The sequence below is a fragment of the Novosphingobium aromaticivorans DSM 12444 genome, from assembly GCF_000013325.1.
In the GTDB taxonomy this organism is placed as follows: Bacteria; Pseudomonadota; Alphaproteobacteria; order Sphingomonadales; family Sphingomonadaceae; genus Novosphingobium; species Novosphingobium aromaticivorans.
The window spans coordinates 297848-319048 of the sequence record NC_009427.1 but is presented as its reverse complement, the minus strand read 5'-3'; the positions used below and the strand labels follow the sequence as shown (position 1 = coordinate 319048).

The following is a 21201-nucleotide window of genomic DNA, read 5'->3' as shown; positions in this document are numbered from 1 at the left end:
TCGATCAGCAGACGGCGGTGCGAAGGCTTTCCACCGCCCGGCTTGCCCTGACCATCGGGGTCTCGGTGCCGATAGCGGCGTCTCGCGGGATCTCGATGCTGACGGAGCAATCGACGGGAAGCGCCTTGACGAACGCGATGACATCGAAGTCGCCCTCGCCGCAAAGCAGCCGCGCCGAAGAAGCCTCGCGCTCGGGATCTGCCGGCGCCTGCGCGGGTCCATCGGCAACCTGCCCGTAAAGCACGAAATCCGCTGGCACCGCCGCCAGCTCCCGGATCGTCCCGCCCGAACGCATCAGATGCAGCAGGTCGACGTTTATCCCCACGTCACCGGGTCTGCCCACCGCGCGCACCAGTTCGAGCGCAGCTGCCAGCGAGGGAACCCGGCTCGGCGGATAGAACTCCACCGCGACCTTGTGACCGAAGGCCCGCGCCATCTCGCAAAACTGGCCGAACACGTCAGCGCGCCGGGCCGGATCGCGATCGTAGAGCAGCACGTTTAGCATCCCCGCGCCAAGCTCCGCGGCGCAGTCCATGGCTCCGGCAAAGTCCGCGATGTCGGTCCTGCCGGAAAGCGTGAACGGATAGGCGACGTCCAGCCCCACCCCGAGGTCCTCCATCACCCGCGCCACGTCGCGTCGCGCCGCCGGGTCGCTCCGCAGGTCAAACGCAGGCATCTGCGGCAGCACTTCCATCGCGTGAAGAAACAGGCAAATGCCATCGCACCCGGTCGCCCGCGCGATCCGCGCCAACGCTGCCGGATCGGCTTCGACAACCGTTATGTGATCCAGGGCCAGTCGTTTCATCCGCAAGGCAATAGCTGCGCCGTGCGACATCATCCAGACAGAATGTTACGCAAAGTCATATCAATCCTGAAAATAGCAATGCTAGTCGCACCGCATCACCGGCAACGGTACGCATTTATTGTAAGCAGTCGCTCACAAAACATTGCACCCCATTTCCGCTGCCGCTATCCTCGTGGCCAAACAGGAGAGGCTCCCCATGGCAACGACCGCAGAACCCGCGTCCACCACCGTCGCTGACAACGGCATCACGATGGGCCATCTCGCCCTTCATTACGGCAAGCCTTCGGACGGCCCTATTGCCGCGCGCCTGCTTTCGCTCATGGGCCTGCACGAAACCCAGATGCTGCCCCTGCCGGGCGGAAACTTCTACCGCTTCGTCGTCAGCCAGGAGCATTTCGCGCGGGGCGATGGCATCGTCTACCTGTCGTGCCTTCCCGAAGCCCAGCTTCGCCTGATCGAGGCTATCCACTCGGCACTCGGCGTCGGCACCGATGCGGAACACGAAGCCGTCGCGGGCTACCGCGCGATGATGGCGCAGGACTACGAGGCCAGCTTTCATTTCGGCTTCCTCGTCCCGTCGCTCGAGGAACTCGAAGAGATGGTCCTCTCCCTTCAGGATCTCGCCACCAACGACCCGGACTTCAAGGGCCGCATCGGCATCGGCATGAACCGCGCACGGCGCGGCGACGAAGCGGTCGATGCCCGGCTCGACGCTTCGCCCGTCTTCGGCAACGCCACCCGCTACGCCTATGGCCGGGGCGGCGTGCAGGTCTTCGTCGAGACCGACCTCGTCCGCGCCGGCCAATTGGGCGACCGCATGTACTTCGAATTCGACTACGTCTTCCCCGACCAGGGCAGCCACATCCTTTCCGTGGTAGAACTCTAGCCGCTATGCCTCGACCCGGACCCAACGCAGCCGCAGCGCTGTGAACCCCATCACCGATCCGCCGAATGCCGATCCGGCAGGCTGCTCCGGGGCCAGTTCAAACTCCGGAATCCGCCGCAACCACTGCTGAAGCGAGACCATGACCTCGCGCTTGGCCAGCACCGAGCCGATGCAGCGGTGCGGGCCGACGCCAAACGTCAGGTGGACGTTCACCTCGCGGTCGAGATCGATCGCCTGTGGATCGCTGAACACGCGCGGATCGCGGTTAGCGACCGTGTTGGGCAGCACCACGCGGTCGTTGCGGCGCAACTGCACGCCCTTGTACTCGCAATCGTGCGTCACCCGCCGAAACAGGTTCGACACCGCGTTGATTCGCATCAACTCCTCGATGGCGCGCAGGAATGCGTCGGGATCGTCCAGCCGTTCGCGAAAGTGCCGCCGCGCGGCGGGCGTGGTCGCCAGGTAGCGCCAGATATAGGCCATCGTGTTTGTCACGGTATCCAGCCCGGCCACGAACAGCAGGAACCCGCAGTTGAGGATGTCTTCCCACGGATGCTGTCGTCCTTCCTCGTCCCGCGCCGCTACGATGGCGCTGGCGATGTCGTTTCCGGGATTGCGCTCCTTCTCGCGGAACAGCGTGTCGAGCACGGCATATATCTCGCCGATGTTGCGCGCCCGCGTCTCTGCGTCGGTGCTACGGAAGAACACGTTGGCAAGAGCCAGAAAGGCATCCAGTTGTTCCTCGGGCAGTCCGAAGAGATGGAGGAACGTGCTCGTCGGGAACCGCTCGGCGAACTCGGTAATGAAATCGCATTCGCCCCGCGCGGCAAACCGGTCGATCAGTTCGCTTGCCCGCCGCTCCAGTTCCCCGATCATCCCGCGCACCGCCGTCGGCGTGAACATCGGAGCGAGCAACCGGCGGAACACGTTGTGCGCCGGCGGGTCGACGCCCTGCGGCTGCACCACCGGAAACGGTTCTATCGGCGGCACCGGCGTCTGGTAGGTCGAGAACACCGTATGGTCGCGATAGGCCTCGACGATGTCCGCATAGTCGAGGAACACCCAGTGTCCTCCATTGCGCGGCGTATAGAAGATACGCGGTACGCCCCGCCGCACGAGGTCGTGCCAGATCTCTACCGGGTCGTCCTGCCCTTCGGGCACGTGGAACATGTCGAAGTCGACCATGCGTTCCCCCGGTACGTGGTCAGGCGGCGATGGCTGGAACAGCAGCGTCATGCCTCCGCTCCTTCCGAACGCACCACGCGCAGGGCACCTTCCGGGCAGTTGCGCACCGCCAGACGGACCTTCGCCTCCAGCGCCTCGGGCACTTCCTCCATCCGCAGGACGACTTTCCCCTCGACCGCGTCTGTCGCGAAGACTTCAGGGCAGAGATCCTCGCATCGGGCATGGCCCTGGCAAAGGGCGTGATTGGCAATGACTCGCATTCCGGCCTCCTTCTCCCCCTTGGGCTAGTCCCGTGTGCCCCGCGTTTCCAAGCGCCCCGGATGCGCCCGTCGCGCCCGAATGCGCAGATCGCGCCATCTAAGCGCGCCCGCGCCACGCGCCGGTTGCGAACCCCGACGCGCCAAGCCACCGTGCTGGAATGGAGAGGTTCGAGTTCGATTTCGTCATCATCGGCGGCGGCGTCGCGGGGTGCATCCTCGCCAATCGCCTGTCCGCCGATCCCGCCACCCGCGTCCTGCTGCTCGAGGCGGGCGGCTCCGACAGGAGCCCGCTGATCGCCGCTCCCGGCGGGCTGCTTCCGATCATGATGTCGGGCGCCCACGCATGGCGCTACGTGTCCGCGCCCCAACGCCATCTCGACGACCGCGTGCTCTATCTCCCGCGCGGCAAGGTGCTTGGTGGAGGCTCCTCCATCAACGGCATGACCTATGACCGGGGCTTCCATTCGGACTACGATCGCTGGGCACAGGCGGGCAATCGGGGCTGGTCATTCGAGGATGTCCTCCCCTATTTCCGCAAGCTCGAGAACTACCTGCCCAGCGAGGACGAATGGCACGGTAGGGGTGGCCCGATCCAGGTTACCCGCGCCGCGCAGGACCATCCCTTTGCGAAGGCCTTCCTCAAGGCGGGCGCCGAAGCCGGCTACCCCCTGACGCAAGATCTCAACGGCGCCTCGCGCGACGGCTTCGGCGCGGTGGACCTTACCGTCGGCCGGGGTCGCCGTTCCAGCGCCTCGTCCGCCTACCTGCGCCCTGCCAAGGGCAGGCCCAACCTCACCGTCCTGACCCAGGCGCATACCCGCCGCATCGTGATCGAGAACGGCCGCGCCACCGGCGTGATCTTCCGCCGCAAGGGCGCGGACCGGCTGGCACTGGCCGCGCGCGAGGTGATCCTTTCGGCAGGCGCGATCAACAGCCCGCAAATCCTCATGCTCTCGGGACTGGGCCCGGCCGCGCACCTTGCCGAACACGGCATTCAGGTCCTGCACGATCTTCCCGGCGTCGGGCAGGGCCTGCAAGACCATCTCGCCGCCCACGTAAAGTACCGCTCGACCAAGCCCTGGTCGATGCTGCGCTATCTCAATCCCCTGCGCGGCGCGCTCGCCATGGCCCAGTATGCCCTCCTGCGCCGAGGTCCACTCGCCGATCCCGGCATGTCCGTCGCCTGCATGGTCCGCTCCGATCCCTCGCTGGATGAACCCGACATCAAGATGCTGCTGGTGAGCGCGCTCTTCGCGCAGAACGGGCGCGAGATGGTGCCGATGCACGGCTTCTACGCCCATATCAACGTCGCCCGCCCGCAATCGCGGGGTTCGGTCACGCTCGCCAGCGCCGATCCGGAAGTGCCGCCGGTCATCGACCAGAACTACAACGCCGCTCAGGAAGACCGCCGCGCCATGCGCGAAGGCGTGCGCATCGCCCGCCGCATCTTCGCCCAGCCCGCTTTCGACATCATGCGCGGAGAGGAACTGGCGCCCGGCAGCGGGGTCGAATCCGATGCGCAGATCGACGCCTATATCCGCGCCACCGCCGAGGCCGACTATCACTCCACCAGCACCGCCCGCATGGGTCGCGATCCGATGGCCGTGGTCGATGACCGACTGCGCGTCCACGGCGTTGCAGCCCTGCGGGTGGTCGATGCTTCGGTCATGCCGCACCTTCCGGGCGGCAACACCGCCATCCCCGTCGCGATGATCGCCGAAAAGGCCGCCGACCTCATTCTTTCGAAGGATTCCCGCCCATGAAGACTCGCGCGATGGTCTGCCACGCCCCCGGAGCCCCGCTGGTCGAGGAAGAACTGGACCTTGCCCCGCCCGGCCCCGGCGAAGTCCTGATCGAGATCATGGCAAGCGGCCTGTGCCACACCGACCTGAGCCAGCTCGAGGGCGTGGCCGCGCCTTATCCCTTCCCCATCGTCGTCGGCCACGAAGGCGCCGGCGTGGTGCGCGAAGTCGGCCCGGGCGTCACTTCGCTCCGCGTCGGAGACCATGTCGTCCCGCTCGGCATCGGGGAATGCGGCGAATGCGGCAATTGCCGTTCGGGCCTGACCAACTTGTGCGAGGCCTTCCTTGCCGACATGGCAAGCCAGCCCACGCCCTTCTCGCTGGGCGGCAAGCGCGTCTCGGCCTATTCCGGCGTCGGCTCGCTCGCCCAGTTCATCGTCACGGCCGAACGCAACGTGGCGCTGATCCGCAAAGACGTTCCGTTCGAGCTAGCCTGCACTGTCGGGTGCTGCGTCGCCACCGGCGTCGGCGCCGTGCTCCATACCGCCGATGTCGGCGAAGGCGCGACGGTTGCGGTTTTCGGCCTCGGCGGAATCGGCCTCAATGTGGTGCAAGGCGCGCGCCTTGCCGGAGCCTCGCGGATCATCGGGGTCGACATCAATCCATTGCGCGATGCGCAAGGCCGCCGCTTCGGGATGACCGATTTCATCGACGCGCGCAACGCCGACCCGGTGGATGCCATCCGGGCGCTCACCGGCGGCGGATGCGATTTCGCCTTCGAATGCGCGGGCAACATCAAGCTAATGCAGCAGGCCTTCGAATCCACCCGGATCGGCTGGGGCTGCACCGTCGTCCTGGGCGTGCCGCCCGATGGCGCAGCGCTCAGCCTGGTGCCCTTCCAGCTCCAGCTCGGCCGCCGCGTCCAGGGATCATTCATGGGCAACATGAAGGGCCGCAGCCAGCTACCCGGCCTGCTCGACCACTATGCCGAAGGGCGGCTGAACCTTGACGACCTCGTCACCCACCGCCTGCCGATGCGCGAAGTCAACAACGGCTTCGCGCTGATGAAGCGCGGCGAAGCCCTGCGCACGGTCGTCTCCTTCGCCCGCAACGAGAGCTAGGCCCCTTCAGGTTTCCTTGAGTGTGTTGAGGTCATGTTGTGTTGGTAGCCATGTTCCGTCGAGAGGTCCGTTTTGGGTGAAGATGGCTTTTGCGGTGTCGGCGGGGTTTGGGTGGCGTGTGGCGAGGGTGGTGAGGCGTGTGGCGAGGGGGTCGTCTACCGGGCCGTTGGCGCCGGTGAGGTGGTGGAGCCAGGCCTTGATGCCGGCGAGGATCGCGGGGCACTGGCGACCGGCCCGTGCATTGGCGGCGAGCGTCTCGAGCCAGCGCTGGGGGATCTTCTGGCTGCCGTCCATCGCGATCTGGATCAGGCGGTGGTCGAGCGCGGGATTGGCGAAGCGGTCGATCAGCGCGTCGGCATAGGCGGCAAGGTCCTGGCCGGGCGCGGGCGTGATCGTCGGAGCGGCTTCCTCGCGCATCAGGCGGATGGCGAGGTGGCGCAGGGCCGGATCGGCAATCGCTTCGTGGACGCAGGCATGGCCCGCCGCGAGGCCGCAGTAGGCGAGCAGCGAATGCGCGCCGTTGAGCATGCGCAGCTTGGCGGTCTCGTAGGGGCCGACCTCGTGCACCAGCTGCGCGCCGACCGCTTCCCACCCGGGGCGCGGGCCGGCGAAGCGGTCCTCGATCACCCACTGGCTGAACGGCTCGGTCACGACGCAGGCCTGATCGTCCAGCCCGTTCAGCGCGTCCGCCACCATCGCGCGGTCCTCGTCCGTTGTCGCGGGGACGATGCGGTCGATCATGGTCGAGGGGCAGGTGCAGTTCGCCTCGAACCATGCGACGAGATCGGGCTCGTGGCGTTCGAGGTACTGGCGCATCAGCCGCTCGAGCTTCGCGCCGTTGTCGGCAAGGTTGTCGCACGGCAGCAGGGTCACGCCGGGCAGCCCCGCCTTGCGCCGGGCGAGCAGGCCTTGCGCGACGAAGTAGTAGAAGCTCAGCGAATGGGCGAGTTCGAAGTCGAGATCCCCGGTCTCGCCGCGGCAATAGCCCTTCTCGGTCACGGTCAGGCTGACCACGCGGGTCGTGGGCGAGGCAACCGCGGCGATCACGCTTTCCGGCTCCTCGCTGGCGACGAGGACATTGCGCACCGATCCCACGACGCGAAGGCGCGTGCCCTCGCCCGAACGCTCGGCCAGGGCATAGAGCCCATGCTGCGGGTTCATCTGCCGCGCCACGCCGGGCGAGCGCAGCGAGACGCCGGTGATCGCCCAGTCGCGGTCCCCCAGGTTCATGGCGGCGTCGGTGTACCAGGCCTGGTGCGCGCGGTGGAACGCGCCGATGCCGAAGTGGACGATGCCCACGGCCTGCGCGTCCCTGTCGTAGAGCGGTCGCGCGACGGCGGGAGGAAGGCTCGCCAGGGCTTCGGGCGAAAGTCTCGCGGCTTGCGTCACAGGCGGTACGCCTTCTTCGCCAGATCGTACGACAGGTCCCGGGCCAGCTCCGCCGCTTCCCAGTCCTCGATGCGGTGTTCGGCGACCAGTTCGGCGAGGAACCCGCAGTCGATCCGCCGCGCCACGTCGTGCCGCGCCGGGATCGAGAGGAACGCGCGGGTATCGTCGTTGAAGCCGACGGTGTTGTAGAAGCCCGCCGTCTCGGTGGTCATGCGGCGGAAGCGGCGCATGCCCTCGGGGCTGTCGTGGAACCACCAGGCCGGGCCGAGCCTGAGGCAGGGATAATGCCCGGCAAGCGGCGCGAGTTCGCGGGCATAGGCGCTCTCGTCGAGCGTGAAGAGGATGATCGACAGGTCGCGCTCGTTGCCGAAGCGGTCGAGCAGCGGCTTCAGGGCATGGACGAAGTCGGTGCGGGTGGGGATGTCGGCGCCCTTGTCGCGCCCGAAGCGTTCGAACACCTGCGCGTTGTGGTTGCGGAACGATCCGGGATGGATCTGCATGACGAGCCCGTCGTCGAGGCTCATCGCCGCCATCTCGGTCAGCATCTGGGCGCGGAACAGCTCGGCCTCGGCGGGGGTGAAGGCGCCCGCGACGATCTTGCCGAACAGGGCCTCGGCCTCGCTGGCAGGGAGGTTGGCGGTCGCCGCGGTCGGGTGGCCATGGTCGGTACTGGTCGCGCCCATCGACGCGAAGAAGGCGCGGCGCTGGCGGTGCGCGGCGAGATAGCCGGTCCAGGTGCGGCAATCCTCGCCGGTGAGGTGCGAGAGCAGGTCGAGGTTGGCGCCGAAGCCCTCGAAGTCGGGATCGACCACCGGGTCGGGGCGATAGGCGGTGATCACGCGGCCCTTCCAGCCCGAAGCCCGGATCGCGGCGTGATGCTCGAGGCTGTCGAGCGGGCTCTCGGTCGTGGCCAGGACCTCGATGTTGAACCGTTCGAACAGCGCGCGCGGGCGGAAGGCGTCGCTGGCCAGCATCTCGGTGATCGTGTCGAAGTAGAGGTCGGCGGTCCCGGCGCACAACTGCACGCCCATGCCGAAGGCCTCGGCGAAGACCCAGTCGAGCCACATGCGCGACGGCGTTCCCCGGAACAGCCAGTAGCGCTCGGCAAAAAGCCGCCACGCCGCGCGCGGGTCGACCTGCCGGTTGCGCACGCCGAGGTCCTCCAGCGCCACCCCTTGCGAGTAGAGCATGCGGAACACGTAATGATCCGGCACCAGCAGCAGCTCGGTCGCGTTGCCGAAGGTCCCGTTCCCCGCGAACCAGCGCGGATCGGTATGCCCGTGCGGGCTCACCACCGGCAGACCCCGCACGCTCGCATACAACTCCCGCGCCAACCCACGCACCGATGGATCCACCGGAAGCAACCGGTCCGGATGAAGCTCAAGTTCGCGGGGCATTTCTACTCTTTCGATGGTCCGTGAATGTCAGGCCGTCGCACGCGAATAGCGCTCGCGCTTGGCCTGGGTCGCCTTGCGCGCCTCTGCCAGCGCGCGCTCCTCGGTGGCGAAGAGCAATCCGTCGAGCACGGCCGCAAGGTGCGCGCGCATCGCTGCTCGCGCAGCATTGGGATCGCGCGCACGCAATGCCTCCAGCACCGCTGAATGCTCCTCCACCACCGGCTTGATCTGTGCATGGCGCGCCTTCTCGTGAAGCAGCGCCGCTTCGGGCGAGGTCGCGCGCAGGTCCCACAAGTGCTCGATCGCGTTGTAGACCGCCACGTTGCGCGTCGCGCGCGCAATGGCGAGATGGAATTCGCGGTCGGCGCTTTCGGTGCCGTTGGGGTCCTGGTTTTCCTCGGCAATGCGCTGCACCAGCACTTCGATCTCGGCGATATCGGCATCGTTGACCTGCGTCGCGGCCAACGCCGCCGCCTCGCCTTCGAACAGCAGGCGCGCCTCGGTCAGCTCGAAAGCGGTCACGTTGAAGCCGGGACGATCCTCGTCGCCGGGCAGGCGCTTCACATAGGCGCCCGAACCGATCCGCACTTCGACCAGCCCCTGCACCTCGAGCGCGATGATCGCTTCACGGACTGTCGGGCGGCTGACATCGTAGCGCAGCGCCAGGTCGCGCTCGGCCGGAAGCCGGGTTCCGACCGGGTATCGTCCACTGGCCAGCTCCTCGAGCAGCGAGCGGGCGAGATCCTGGTAGAGCCGGTCGTTCGATTTTGCGTTCGCCATGGCGTCCTTCTGGTAATACCAATTTTCTGAACTTGACAGACCGAAATTGGTCAGTCAATCGGTATTACCACATTCGGCTATCCAAAGCGAGTTTCCGAGTCATGAAAATCACCGCCGCCCGCGTCATCATCACCTGTCCGGGCCGCAACTTCGTGACGCTCAAGATCGAGACCGATCAGGGCGTCTACGGTATCGGCGATGCCACGCTCAACGGGCGCGAACTCTCGGTCGTCGCCTACCTGCAGGAACACGTCGCGCCTTGCCTCATCGGCATGGACCCGCGCCGCATCGAGGACATCTGGCAGTATGTCTATCGCGGCGCCTACTGGCGGCGCGGCCCGGTGACGATGCGCGCGATCGCCGCGGTCGACATGGCACTGTGGGACATCAAGGCCAAGATGGCCGGCATGCCGCTGTACCAGCTTCTGGGCGGACGCAGCCGCGACGGGATCATGGTCTACGGCCACGCCAACGGCTCGGACATCGCAGAGACGGTGGAGGCCGTCGGCCACTACATCGACATGGGCTACAAGGCGATCCGCGCCCAGACCGGCGTGCCCGGCATCAAGGACGCCTATGGCGTGGGTCGCGGCAAGCTCTACTACGAACCGGCCGATGCCAGCCTCCCCTCGGTCACCGGCTGGGACACGCGCAAGGCACTGAATTACGTGCCAAAGTTGTTCGAGGAACTGCGCAAGACCTACGGCTTCGACCACCACCTCCTGCACGATGGCCACCACCGCTACACCCCGCAGGAAGCCGCCAACCTCGGCAAGATGCTCGAACCCTACCAGCTGTTCTGGCTGGAGGACTGCACCCCTGCCGAAAACCAGGAAGCTTTCAGGCTCGTCCGCCAGCACACCGTCACCCCGCTCGCCGTGGGCGAGATCTTCAACACGATCTGGGACGCCAAGGACCTGATCCAGAACCAGCTCATCGACTACATCCGCGCCACCGTCGTCGGCGCGGGCGGCCTCACCCACCTGCGCCGCATCGCCGACCTTGCCAGCCTCTACCAGGTCCGCACCGGCTGCCACGGCGCGACCGACCTTTCGCCGGTGACGATGGGCTGCGCGCTTCACTTCGACACCTGGGTGCCCAACTTCGGCATCCAGGAATACATGCGCCACACCGAGGAGACCGACGCGGTGTTCCCGCACGACTACTGGTTCGAGAAGGGTGAGCTGTTCGTCGGCGAAACCCCCGGCCACGGCGTCGACATCGACGAGGAACTGGCTGCCAAATACCCTTACAAGCCCGCCTACCTGCCGGTTGCCCGGCTGGAAGACGGCACGATGTGGAACTGGTAAGATCATGATGCGCAAGGCACTTCTTTCGGCAACCGCCCTCGTCGCCCTCACCGGCGCAGCACCTGCGCCCGCCCCCTCGCTTCAGCTTGGCACCCTCGCCAAGCTCGGCACGGTCAACGAGCGCTACCAGTCCTACAACATCGAGATGGTCGAAGTGACCGGCGGCCGCTTCTGGGCACCCTATGGCGGGTCGGCGGACGAACGCTACCGCCAACGCCCGCCGATCGACCTGACCGACCCGAAGCTTGTCGCGCTGGCCAAGGCGCTAGGCCCCAGCCTCGTCCGCGTCAGCGGCACCTGGGCCAACAACACCTATCTCGAAGCCGAGGGCGAGAACCTCCCCGCTCCGCCCGCAGGCTTCGTGCAAGTCCTGAAGCGCGACCAGTGGAGACGCGTCGTCGCCTTCTCCAAGGCCGTCGATGCCCGCATCGTCACAAGTTTCGCCGTCAGCAACGGCACGCGTGATGCCAATGGCGTATGGACGCCGGCGCAAGCCCAGCGCCTCGTCGACCTCACCCGCGATGCTGGCGGCGAGCTTTATGCTGCCGAGTTCTTCAACGAAGCCAACATGCCCAGCGCCGCACCGCAGATGCCCAAGGGCTACACGGCGGCCAACTATGGCGCAGAATTCCGCCTGTTCCGCGATTGGGCGCGCAAGGCCGTGCCCGACATGAAGATCCTCGGCGTCGGCGGCGTCGGCGAAGCCGGCCTGCTCAAGGACGTGCCGGTGCCCGCGGAAATGGGCAGCCACGTCAGCAGCGAAGACATGATGCAGGCCAACCCGAACAGCGTCGACGGGGTCTCCTACCACTTCTACGGCTCCGTCTCGCAGCGCTGTGCAGGCCTTGGCATCGGCACGGCGCAAAAGCACGACGCGCTCACCGCCAAGTGGCTCGACCTCACCGTGCGCGACTATCGATACTACGCGGCCCTTCGCGACAGGTTCGAACCCGGCAAGCCGATGTGGAACACCGAAACGGCGCAAGCCGCCTGCGGCGGCTCCCCTTGGGCTTCGACCTTCCTCGATACCTTCCGCTATCTCAACCAGAACGCAGCCCTCGCCCAGCAGGGCCTGCAGGTGGTCATGCACAACACGCTGGCCGCCAGCGACTATGCGCTGATCGATCGCGACACCCTGACCCCGCGTCCCAACTACTGGGGCGCCGTGCTGTGGAAGCGCACGATGGGCAGCACCGTGCTGGCATCGCCGCGCTCGCCCTCTCCCGCGCTGCGGCTCTATGCGCATTGCCTTGCGGGCAAGCCCGGCGGCGTTGCGGTCATGGCGCTCAACACCGGCGAGGCCGCGCAGATGATCGGCCTTGGGGGCAAGGGCCTTGGCTGGACCATGACCGGCCAGCCGCTCGATACCCGCACCGTACTGGTCAATGGCAAGGCCCCTGCCCTCTCGGCAGACCTCAAGCTGACCGGGCTCGATGGCGCTCCCGTTGCAGGCAAGGTCACTCTTCCCGGCCAGTCCATCGCCTTCTACGCCATTCCCGGCGCGGCAAACCCGGCCTGCCGATAAGTGCGCGTCGTCCTTGTCGGTGAAGCCATGCTGGAGCTGTCGCAAGACGGCTCAGGCCAAGGTGATTCAAGCTGGCGTCTGGCCTATGGTGGTGACACGCTGAACACCGCGATCCATCTCGCCCGCAACGGCCTGGATGTGGCCTACCTGACGGCGCTTGGCACCGACCTCTTCAGCGAGGACCTGAAGGCCCGCTGGAGGGCCGAAGGGCTGGATACCACTCTCGTCCTTGCCGATCCCGCTCGCAATCCCGGGCTCTACGCAATCACCTGCGACGAAGCGGGCGAACGCAGCTTCACCTACTGGCGCGGCGAAAGCGCAGCGCGAAAGCTGTTCGGTTGCGCAGGTATCGAAGCCGCGCTGGAGAGTGCCGCCACCGCCGATCTCCTGGCATTCTCGCTGGTCTCGCTGGCAATCCTGCCCGAAGAGGGTCGGCAGGCGCTGATCTCGCTTGCCCGCAAGGTGCGTGCGCGCGGCGGCCTTGTCGCGTTTGACGGCAACTACCGCCCTCGCCTCTGGCCCGACTGGCAGACCGCCCGAGCCGCGCGCGATGCCGCCATTGCTGTCGCCAGCCTCGGCCTGCCGACGCTCGAGGACGAGACCATGCTTTCGGGCGAGACCGGTGCCGATGCCGTTGCCGCGCACTGGCAGGGCCTTGGCTGCGCCGAAACCGTAGTCAAGCTCGGCCCCGAAGGCTGCCGCCTGCCCGATGGCGCAATCGTCGCCCCCGAACGCGTGCTGGCCCCCGTCGATACCAGCGGCGCGGGCGATGCCTTCAACGCCGGTTACCTCGGCGCGCGCCTTCGTGGCGAAGCGCCAGCACAGGCCGCAATCGCAGGCCATGCGCTGGCAGGCTGGACGATCATGCGCCGGGGCGCGATTCCGGTGCGGGATTTTTAGGGCGCGTGGGCAAATTCCCGGATGGTGGGAACGACAGCTATCCGCCATTTTTCGCTAAAAGCAGTCTGTCAGGACACGACAACTTAGCGGACGTGAACGCCACCGCAACGCAACACGTTCGTCGCCCCGTGCTTGACACGGGGCTTGGCTACCTTTCAACGACGCCCCGCAAAGCCATCGCCGCCGGATACCACTGCTCCCAGAGGTCCAACCAATCGGGATTGCCTGCTTCGATCAGCGCGAATTTCCATTCCCGGCGCCATTTCTTGACCAGTTTCTCGCGGGCGATGGCGGGTTCGATCTCTTCGTGGCGCTCGGCGTAGACCAGCCTCGTCTTACCAAAGTCGTCCACGTGGCTTGAGCCTACACCTTCACGATGCTGCCACACGCGCCGAATGAGATCGGAGGTAACACCAACGTACATCCCGCCACGATAGCGGTTTGCCATGATGTAGACCCAGCCACCCCTTTCCATCCGGCCATCATGCCAAACGCGGGGTCGCAAGAAAAGCCAAGCCCCGTGTCAAGCACGGGGCGACGGGGGGTTGGTGGAGGATATGTCCGCTTCTCACCCCTTTCCCGCCTCTAGAGCATCAAGGCACGCGAACCGATAGTTGCCGCTTGTTCAGGATGGCGTCGAATGGCGGCTTTCCGGCCTTCGTGCCCAAATGCGGCCTGTCAGGACACGACGCGCTAGCGGACGTTTATCATTGAGGCGGCGACTTGAGCCTAAGACTCAGATAAGCTTTCAATCGTCCTCTTCGACCCAAAATACAAAGGCAGTGGTATCGTCGAAGCCGATCAGTCCCCCGTCTTCTAATACGTCAATCGGCGGCAACGGATCGCTGTTTCCCTGAAAAAGCAAATGGTGTCGTCGTTGATCCCAACCGCTTTCGAAGCCTACTGGTTCATAGTGTTTAAAACGGCGCGTCTGTCGCCAATATCCTTTGCTGAAAAACTTCGCGTCCGAACCGAGCTTCCGAAGGCTTTCGGTAATTTCATCATGAATGCCCGCAGGGATTGGTTGCTCGCCGTGCAGAAGCGACTGCGTCGCGAAGAGCATCAACCAAATCGAGGCATCTTCCGTCGAGAGCGGATGAAAATCATCCTCCCGACCACGCGCATCCAAGCCCACATTAGAGGCAATCATCGCGATCACAGAATCACCGGTCGGCTTAGCTCCTACCCACGACCGACTCCGGCCACCAAGCGACCTCATTGCCAATCGCTCCAACATAGACTTGAGATGCGACTGCGCTGGCACTTCCATGTTTGCAGAGGAGCAATTATTTGTGTGGCCTGTCAACGTCAGCGTGAGGGGCTAATCGCATCCGGAAGCAGAATGACTGCTAACAACCCCTTTCCCGCCGTTCAGCGCCCTGTTTGCGATCCACAATGGCGGTCATCCCGTCAGTGCGAAATCCCGCCTGCGCCGCCTAGGATCGCGCTCTCAACAGGCTCCACAGCACCACTGCTGCCAGCAGGTCCAGCCCCGCCAGCGCCACGAACAGCGGGTTGTAGCCGAACACGTCCGCGCTCTGCCCGATCAGCAGCGTGAACAGCATGCCGCCGACCCAGGCAGACGTACCCGCCATGCCGCTGGCCGTGCCGACGGTGCGGCTGTCGAACACGTCGGCGCAGAGCGTGATCAGCGCGCCGTTGAGCATCTGGTGGGCAAAGCCGCCTACGCAGAACAGCGCAATCGCCATCTCCGGCGACGTCGCAAGGCCGATGCAGGCAGGCCCCGCCATGCACAGCGCGCCAAGCGTCATGGTGATCTTGCGCGATGACAGCATCGAGGAGCCGCGCTTCATCAGCCATGGCGGCAGGAGCCCGGCGGCAAGGCTGCCGAAGTCTGCGGCCAGGAACGGCATCCAGCCCCACAGCGCGATGGATTTGAGATCGAGCTTCCACACCGCCACGAGGTAGAGCGGGATGAAGAAGTTGAAGGTCTGCCAGGCCGGCTCTGCCAGAAAGCGCGGCACGGCGATGGCCCAGAACGAGCGGCTGCGCAGCACTTGCGCCTTGGTCGCCGGCTTGGTCGCATCGGGCTGGTTCATCGCCACGATCGCATCGCGCTCGGCTTGCGAAAGGCGCGGATGCACCGCTGGATCGCGGTAGCCGAACCACCACAGCCCGGCCCAGACAAGGCTCAGCGCACCAGTCACCAGAAACGCCGCCTGCCAGTTCCACGCAAGGATGCAGAACGCCACCAGCGGCGGAGCGATCATGTTGCCCACGCTCGTGCCCATCTGGAACAGGCTGGTGGCGAGCGGACGCTCCTTGGGTGGAAACCATTGCGAAACCGTCTTGGTCCCGGCCGGAATGGCTGCGGCCTCGGTCGCACCGAGCAGCGAACGGAAGAAGGCCAGGCTCATCCACCCGGTCGAGAAGGCGTGGGCCATGTTGCTCAGCGCCCAGCCCACCGCGAAGACGAAGAACCCCACCCGCGTGCCCAGCGCATCGAGCACCGCGCCCGCCACGGTCTGCATCACCGTGTAGCTCGCCTGAAAGGCCAGCACGACCCAGCTGTACTGCTCGGTCGACATGGCAAATTCAGTCTTGAGCGTCGGTGCCGCCACCGAGAGCGTCGAGCGCGCAAGGTAGTTGAGGATCGTGCCGAGCGTGATCAGCGCGATGATCCACCAGCGCAGCGGGAGCTTCCTGAGCATTTGTTTTTATCCGTTGGCTTTGTGGAATGTCAGCGCAGCCGCTCGATCTCGATCATCGAAACGCGGGCGTCGCCGCTCCCGGGCACGAAATCCAGCGCGAGCGTGCCCTTGGCCCGGACCGTGAAAGCCCTGGCCTCGGCTACCGCGCCCGACGCCGGGATGGCGGGCTGGAACTTGCGCAGCAGTGTCTTCCTGCCATTCCTGACCTCGAACGTCCCGGGCTTCTGGGCCGAAGCCGTCGCGAACCACAGCGTCACCTTGTAGCGTCCGTCGGCCACCGGCACGCGATAGGAGAAAGTGCCTGTGCGATAGGTCGCCAGCGCGTCCCGCTCCTGCGTCCCCACGATCTCGGCCGGCTTGCCCGGCTTGCCGAAATCCGCCGGCTGGTCGAGCGTCGCGGTGCTGCCTCCCTCGAACCAGTTGTCCGACCCAAGGATGCGCCCCGCGCCCTTGCCCGCCACCAGTGTGCCCGCGTCGATCACCATGTGCCGGCGCGTTTCGGGGGCAAGCGCCCACTCGGCCCGGTCCTCGACCTGCCCGCCCGCGTGCGTGCCGCGCGCGACCAGCGCATTGGCGCCATCGTCCAGCGCCACGGCATTCCACACGCAGACCTTGGCTGGGCAATCGCTCTTCGTGCCCAGCGAACGGCCGTTCAGCAGCAGTTCGGTGCTGGCCGTGTTGCTGTAGACCTTCACTTCGGTCACCGGATAGGCGCGCTCCTTGTAGCGCTTGGCCGTGATGTGGACCATCGGCTCCACGTTCCAGTTCGCCTTGTAGAAGTACCACGCGTCCTTGCGGGTCTTGTGGTCATAGGCGACAAGGCCCTTGGTATTGATGTCCTGCGCATCGCCCTCGGTGCGGATGCGCGTGGCAAAGTCGAACGAGTTCCATAGCCATGTAGCGTAAAGCCATGGCCGCGCGTCGAGTTGTGGCAGGGTCTGCTCGTGCACCCAGCTCTCGTACTCCTCGGGCTGCGCAAACCCGCGTGAATCGGCGGGACCGCCCAGCACGTTGTCGGTGTGGATCGTCAGCCCGCCACCCGCGCCGTATTCCGTCAGCGACAGGGGCTGGTCCGGCCGCCCCGCGCGCAACTTGTCGAGATGGGCGCCAAGTTCGGAAGGCTTGCCGTAATACCACCCGAAGTAGCGGTTCGCTCCGCCGAGATCGGCCGCCGTCGCGGTGATCGGGATCTGTGTCCCCGGTGCCTGCCGATTGCCCTCGCAACACGTGGCAAGCGCGGTCGGGCGCGACGGGTCGAGCGCCTTTGCCAGCCCGTCCAGTTCCTTGAGCAGCGCCATCGGATCGGCCACGCGCCCCTGCGCATCGGCGGTCAGGAAGATCGGCATCGAATTGCCGAAGTCCACCTCGTTGGCGATGCTCCATATCGCGGTCGCGGCGTGGTTCTGGTTCTGCCTGACCAGCTCGGTCAGCTGCTGCCGGGCATTGGCCACCAGCGCCGGATCGGGATCGAGCTTTCCCCCCAGCGTCCAGGCCGAGACCAGCGGGATCTCGTCCCAGACGACGATGCCCGCGCGGTCGGCCAGGTCATGGATGTCCTGCCCGTGCTGGTAGTGGGTCAGGCGGATGGTATTGGCGCCCATCTCGCGGATGGTCGCGACGTCCTCGGCCACGTCGGCGCGCGAAATCGCCCATCCCTTGCCATCTCGATCCTGATGGTAGCCCACCCCCTTGAGGCGATAGGGCTGCCCGTTGAGGACAAAGCCGCGCTCGGGATCGAACGTCATCGTCCGGATGCCGAAGGGCTGGCTGATCCGGTCGACGACCTTGCCATCCTTGTCGAGGACCTCGGTCACCAGGTCATGGAGATAGGGATCTTTCGTTCCCTGCCACAGGTGCGGTGCGGCGACAGAAAGCTCCGCCTCGACTTCGGCGACCTTGCCCGAAGCGACGGTCGCCGGAACCCTGGCTGCGGCAACCTCGCGCCCGTCGCGGTCGAAGAGCGCCACGCGCGCAATGGCCCGCGTGCTACCCCGACCGTCGTTGGCCACGCGCACCGCCACCTTCACGCGCGCGCTCCCGGTCGAGGCAGACACCGTCGCCGCGCGAATGCCCGCGCCACCGTGGTCGGTCATGTCGATATGCAGCGGCGCCGTCGTCACCAACCGCACCGGCCGATAGAGCCCGCCGTGGACAAAGAAGTCGCCGGTCAGCGGCAGCACGTCGGCGGTCGGCGCACCGGCGGCAGGCTGGGTGTTGTCGACGCGCACGACCAGCACGTTCTCCGCCCCGGCACGCAAAACCGCCGTCGCATCGAGGCGGAAGCGCGAGAAGCCGCCGCGATGCTCACCCAGATACGTGCCGTTCAGCCAGACTTGCGCCGTCCGGCTCGCTGCATCGAACTCCAGCCAGCTCCGATCGCCCGGGCGGACCGGGGCAGGGCTGAAACGCAGACGATACCAGCCCACCCCCTGCCGCTTGCGCACGTTTGCTTCGGTATTGGCCCCGCCCATGTCGTGGCGGTAGAAGCCGACGCGGTTCCAGGTATGCGGCACCTCGACCTGCTCCCACGCGGCGTCGGCGAAATCAGGTGCCACCGCTCCGGCCACATCGCCGTCCAGAAAGCGCCAACCCGACTCGAGCGCCGAGACTGTGCGCACTTCCTGCGCAAACGCCGGACAGGCGACGAACGCGAGCACCATCAGCGAAACACCGGCGGACCTGCTGCGCAGCGTCATGTCCAACTCTCCCTGTCGAATTTTGATTGGTCAGACCGATATCTAGAAGGAAAACCCGCAGATTTGCAAGCCCCTGGCTATAATTTGGGTACAACGAACGTGCATTTCACGGTGGATTTGGGCCGGGCGCCGACAAAAGATTGGCTTGACAACCGCATCTTGAGACGCAATTCGGCCTGACCAACAAGTTTGCCAAATTTCACATGGGAGTGAATCATGAGGGTGTCGAGGCTACTTTTGTCCGCAGCGGTCTGCGCGTTGGTTCCATCTTTCGCATTCGCGCAAAATTCTGGTCAGGCCGATTCCGGCTTGGAAGAAATCATCGTCACCGCGCAAAAGCGCGAGCAGAACATGCAGGACGTGCCGGTCGCGGTCACCGCGCTGTCCGCCGAGACCCTCACCAACCGCAACGTCGCCTCGGTTGCAGACCTGCCCCGCCTCGCTCCCAGCCTCACGCTGACCCAGGGCAACGTGCCCACCAACAACTCGCTCAACTTGCGCGGCATCGGCACGATCGCCTTCAGCACCGCCATCGAACCTTCGGTCGCGGTGGTCGTCGACGACGTTGCCTTGCTCCAGCAGGCCCAGGCCTTCTCGGGCCTCAGCGACATCTCCCGCATCGAAGTGCTGCGCGGCCCCCAGGGAACGCTGTTCGGCAAGAACGCATCGGCGGGCGCGGTCAACATCGTCTCGCAGGGCGCGTCCGACGTGTTCACCGGCGCGGTCACCGGCACTGCCACCACCGACGATGAATATCGCGTCGACGCGTCGCTGGCCGGCCCGCTCGGCGAAAACGCCGGTTTCCGTGTCAACGCCTTCTACGGCGACCGCAAGGGCTACATCCGCAATCTTGAGGATGGCTCGCGCCTCAACAACGACAAGAGCTACGGCTTCCGCGGCCGCCTCGAACTAAAGCCCACCGAAACGATCAAGGTAGACCTGATCGCCAGCCACTCGATCAGCGAAAGCGACGGCTTCGCCCGCACCTTCCGGGCCGCGCCGACCGGCGCCGCCGTGTTCGGCACCCCGCTGACCGACAGCCTCGTCGGCATCACGCCGGGAGAGGACAACTACTCCGTCCGGCTCGACAAGCCGCTGTTCAACAAGAGCAAGCAGACCACCGTCTCGGGCCGCGCCACGCTCGATCTCGGATTTGCCGACCTGATTTCGGTCACCAGCTACCAGGACTGGCGCTTCCAGTTCGAGGAAGACTTCGACTACACCGTGTCGGACGTGCTCGGCATCCCCGGCGGAATCGTGGCCGACAGCACCTATCACGCCACCCAGTTCGCGCAGGAACTGCGCCTCGTCTCGCCCAGCAAGGGCCGCTTCAGCTACGTGCTCGGCCTGTTCTACGCCGACGGCAAGACCGACCGCGAATTCGAACGCGGCCCCTCGGGCCCGGTCGTCGCGAGCTGGGCCTCGCAGAGCCGCACCGAAAGCTACGCCGCCTTCGGACAGGCCACCTTCAACCTGACCGACACCACGCACATCGATGCCGGGGTGCGTTTCAACCACGAAAAGGTCGGCGCCAGCTTCCTCAATCGCGTGCCCAACGCCTCGCCCCCGGCCGATAACGCCACCTGCCTCACCACCTGCGTCGGCAATGCCAAGGACAGTGTCGTGACCTGGAAGACCGCCCTGCGCCAGGATATTGGCGATGCGGTCATGGTCTATGCCTCGTTCGCGCGCGGATACAAGGGCCAGGGCTTCGACATCAGCACCGGATTTAACCCGCGACGGGCAGCCTTCCCGGTGCGTCCGGAAACGTCCAATGCCTATGAAGTGGGCATCAAGTCACGCTTCCTCGACAACAAGGTCCAGCTCAACATCGCAGGCTTCTGGAGCGATTTCCGCGACTTCCAGGCCCAGTCCGGCATTCTGCTGCCCGACAACACGGTCCTGCTCACGCTGAACAACGTCGGCAAGGTCCGCACCCGCGGCATCGAGGCAGAACTTACCGCCAAGCCCACGGCGGCCCTGACGCTCGACAGCGCGGTCAGCTTTACCGACACCCGCATCATGGAATTCCCGGGCGCCCAGTGCTACACCGGCCAGACCACTGGCTGCGTCGATCTCGACGGCGATGGCCCGGCGACCGTCAAGGGACAGGACCTTGCCGGAAAGCGCCTTCCCAACGCGCCGCGCCTCAAGTTCAACGCGGGCTTCAACTACGACGTGTTCCTGCCTTCGGCACCGTTCGATGCCTTTGTCCAGGCCGACGTTTCCTACCAGAGCAAGGTCAACTTCGACCTCCTCGGCAATCCGCTGACGGTCCAGGATGGCTATGCGGTGGTCAACGGCAGTATCGGCATCGACCAGAACGAGCGCGGCGGAATGCGCGTGGCCCTGTTCGTCAACAACCTGTTCGACAAGCACTACGCCTCGAACGTCAGCATCGCCTCGGGGGGCTCGGCCGGCCTGCTCAGCCAGGCTCTCGACCGCAAGTCCCGCCGTTACTTCGGCATCCGGGCCCGCTACCAGTTCTGACCGGCGCAGCGGCTCGCGCGTGTGCCGCGGATGAAGAAGGGCG

At 65.8% G+C, this 21201-nt stretch carries 17 protein-coding genes; 7 read left to right on the top strand and 10 right to left on the bottom strand.

The features are described 5' to 3' along the window. Nucleotides 1-4: 4 nt before the first annotated feature. The gene (locus tag SARO_RS19290) at nt 5-805 is read right to left on the bottom strand and encodes a sugar phosphate isomerase/epimerase family protein (protein ID WP_234007484.1); all 801 of its coding nucleotides are present in this window, start codon (nt 803-805) and stop codon (nt 5-7) included. 196 nt (nt 806-1001) lie between these two features. On the opposite strand from SARO_RS19290, the gene SARO_RS19285 reads away from it, so the two are divergent. Next, nucleotides 1002-1691, top strand: coding sequence for a hypothetical protein (locus tag SARO_RS19285; RefSeq protein ID WP_011906926.1), 690 nt, complete (start codon nt 1002-1004; stop codon nt 1689-1691). 3 nt (nt 1692-1694) lie between these two features. Here the strand turns inward: SARO_RS19285 and SARO_RS19280 are convergent, their stop codons facing one another. Both SARO_RS19280 and SARO_RS20820 read right to left on the bottom strand, forming a co-directional pair. Further along, nucleotides 1695-2927 carry a cytochrome P450 gene (locus tag SARO_RS19280; protein WP_011906925.1) on the bottom strand — a complete coding sequence of 411 codons (1233 nt, stop codon included), beginning with the start codon at nt 2925-2927 and terminating at the stop codon, nt 1695-1697. After that, the gene (locus SARO_RS20820; RefSeq protein WP_011906924.1) at nt 2924-3136 is read right to left on the bottom strand and encodes a ferredoxin; all 213 of its coding nucleotides are present in this window, start codon (nt 3134-3136) and stop codon (nt 2924-2926) included. Before SARO_RS20820 ends, SARO_RS19280 begins: the two co-directional genes overlap by 4 nt. A 158-nt stretch (nt 3137-3294) precedes the next feature. On the opposite strand from SARO_RS20820, the gene SARO_RS19275 reads away from it, so the two are divergent. Beyond that, nucleotides 3295-4899, top strand: coding sequence for a GMC family oxidoreductase (locus SARO_RS19275; RefSeq protein ID WP_011906923.1), 1605 nt, complete (start codon nt 3295-3297; stop codon nt 4897-4899). Continuing rightward, a complete protein-coding gene (locus SARO_RS19270; RefSeq protein WP_011906922.1) occupies nt 4896-5999 on the top strand; it encodes a zinc-binding dehydrogenase in 1104 nt (367 codons plus the stop codon). Before SARO_RS19275 ends, SARO_RS19270 begins: the two co-directional genes overlap by 4 nt. 6 nt (nt 6000-6005) lie before the next feature. On the opposite strand, the gene SARO_RS19265 is transcribed toward SARO_RS19270, so the two are convergent. The 3 genes from SARO_RS19265 to SARO_RS19255 are packed head-to-tail and all read right to left on the bottom strand — an operon-like array spanning nt 6006 to nt 9565. Beyond that, the gene (locus SARO_RS19265) at nt 6006-7388 is read right to left on the bottom strand and encodes a mannitol dehydrogenase family protein (RefSeq protein ID WP_011906771.1); all 1383 of its coding nucleotides are present in this window, start codon (nt 7386-7388) and stop codon (nt 6006-6008) included. Continuing rightward, nucleotides 7385-8785: a glucuronate isomerase gene (gene uxaC / locus SARO_RS19260; protein WP_011906770.1), complete on the bottom strand. Its 1401-nt coding sequence runs from the start codon at nt 8783-8785 to the stop codon at nt 7385-7387. Before uxaC ends, SARO_RS19265 begins: the two co-directional genes overlap by 4 nt. Nucleotides 8786-8812: 27 nt before the next feature. After that, nucleotides 8813-9565 carry a FadR/GntR family transcriptional regulator gene (locus SARO_RS19255; RefSeq protein WP_011906921.1) on the bottom strand — a complete coding sequence of 251 codons (753 nt, stop codon included), beginning with the start codon at nt 9563-9565 and terminating at the stop codon, nt 8813-8815. Between the two features lie 101 nt (nt 9566-9666). Here SARO_RS19255 and manD point away from each other — a divergent pair, with 101 nt between their 5' ends. From manD to SARO_RS19240, 3 genes are read left to right on the top strand one after another with little or no spacing between them, the layout of a single operon-like run. After that, entirely contained in the window at nt 9667-10875 is a 1209-nt protein-coding gene (gene manD / locus SARO_RS19250) for a mannonate dehydratase (RefSeq protein WP_011906920.1), read from the top strand. Nucleotides 10876-10879: 4 nt separating this feature from the next. Continuing rightward, complete coding sequence (locus tag SARO_RS19245) at nt 10880-12400, top strand: hypothetical protein (RefSeq protein ID WP_011906919.1); 1521 nt, start codon at nt 10880-10882, stop codon at nt 12398-12400. Next, on the top strand, nt 12401-13300 hold the full coding sequence (locus SARO_RS19240) for a sugar kinase (protein ID WP_041551647.1): 900 nt from the start codon (nt 12401-12403) through the stop codon (nt 13298-13300). It begins immediately after the preceding gene. Nucleotides 13301-13448: 148 nt separating this feature from the next. Here the strand turns inward: SARO_RS19240 and SARO_RS19235 are convergent, their stop codons facing one another. The 4 genes from SARO_RS19235 to SARO_RS19220 all read right to left on the bottom strand — a co-directional run bounded on the left by SARO_RS19235 (nt 13449) and on the right by SARO_RS19220 (nt 18668). After that, nucleotides 13449-13775 (bottom strand): GIY-YIG nuclease family protein, encoded by a 327-nt coding sequence (locus SARO_RS19235; protein WP_041550427.1) that lies wholly within the window; start codon nt 13773-13775, stop codon nt 13449-13451. 273 nt (nt 13776-14048) lie between these two features. After that, complete coding sequence (locus tag SARO_RS19230; protein ID WP_011906917.1) at nt 14049-14570, bottom strand: hypothetical protein; 522 nt, start codon at nt 14568-14570, stop codon at nt 14049-14051. Between the two features lie 166 nt (nt 14571-14736). After that, entirely contained in the window at nt 14737-15972 is a 1236-nt protein-coding gene (locus SARO_RS19225; protein ID WP_011906916.1) for an MFS transporter, read from the bottom strand. Nucleotides 15973-16001: 29 nt separating this feature from the next. Continuing rightward, the gene (locus SARO_RS19220) at nt 16002-18668 is read right to left on the bottom strand and encodes a glycoside hydrolase family 2 TIM barrel-domain containing protein (RefSeq protein ID WP_011906915.1); all 2667 of its coding nucleotides are present in this window, start codon (nt 18666-18668) and stop codon (nt 16002-16004) included. Nucleotides 18669-18977: 309 nt separating this feature from the next. Here SARO_RS19220 and SARO_RS19215 point away from each other — a divergent pair, with 309 nt between their 5' ends. After that, a complete protein-coding gene (locus SARO_RS19215) occupies nt 18978-21158 on the top strand; it encodes a TonB-dependent receptor (RefSeq protein WP_234007483.1) in 2181 nt (726 codons plus the stop codon). Nucleotides 21159-21201: the final 43 nt, after the last annotated feature.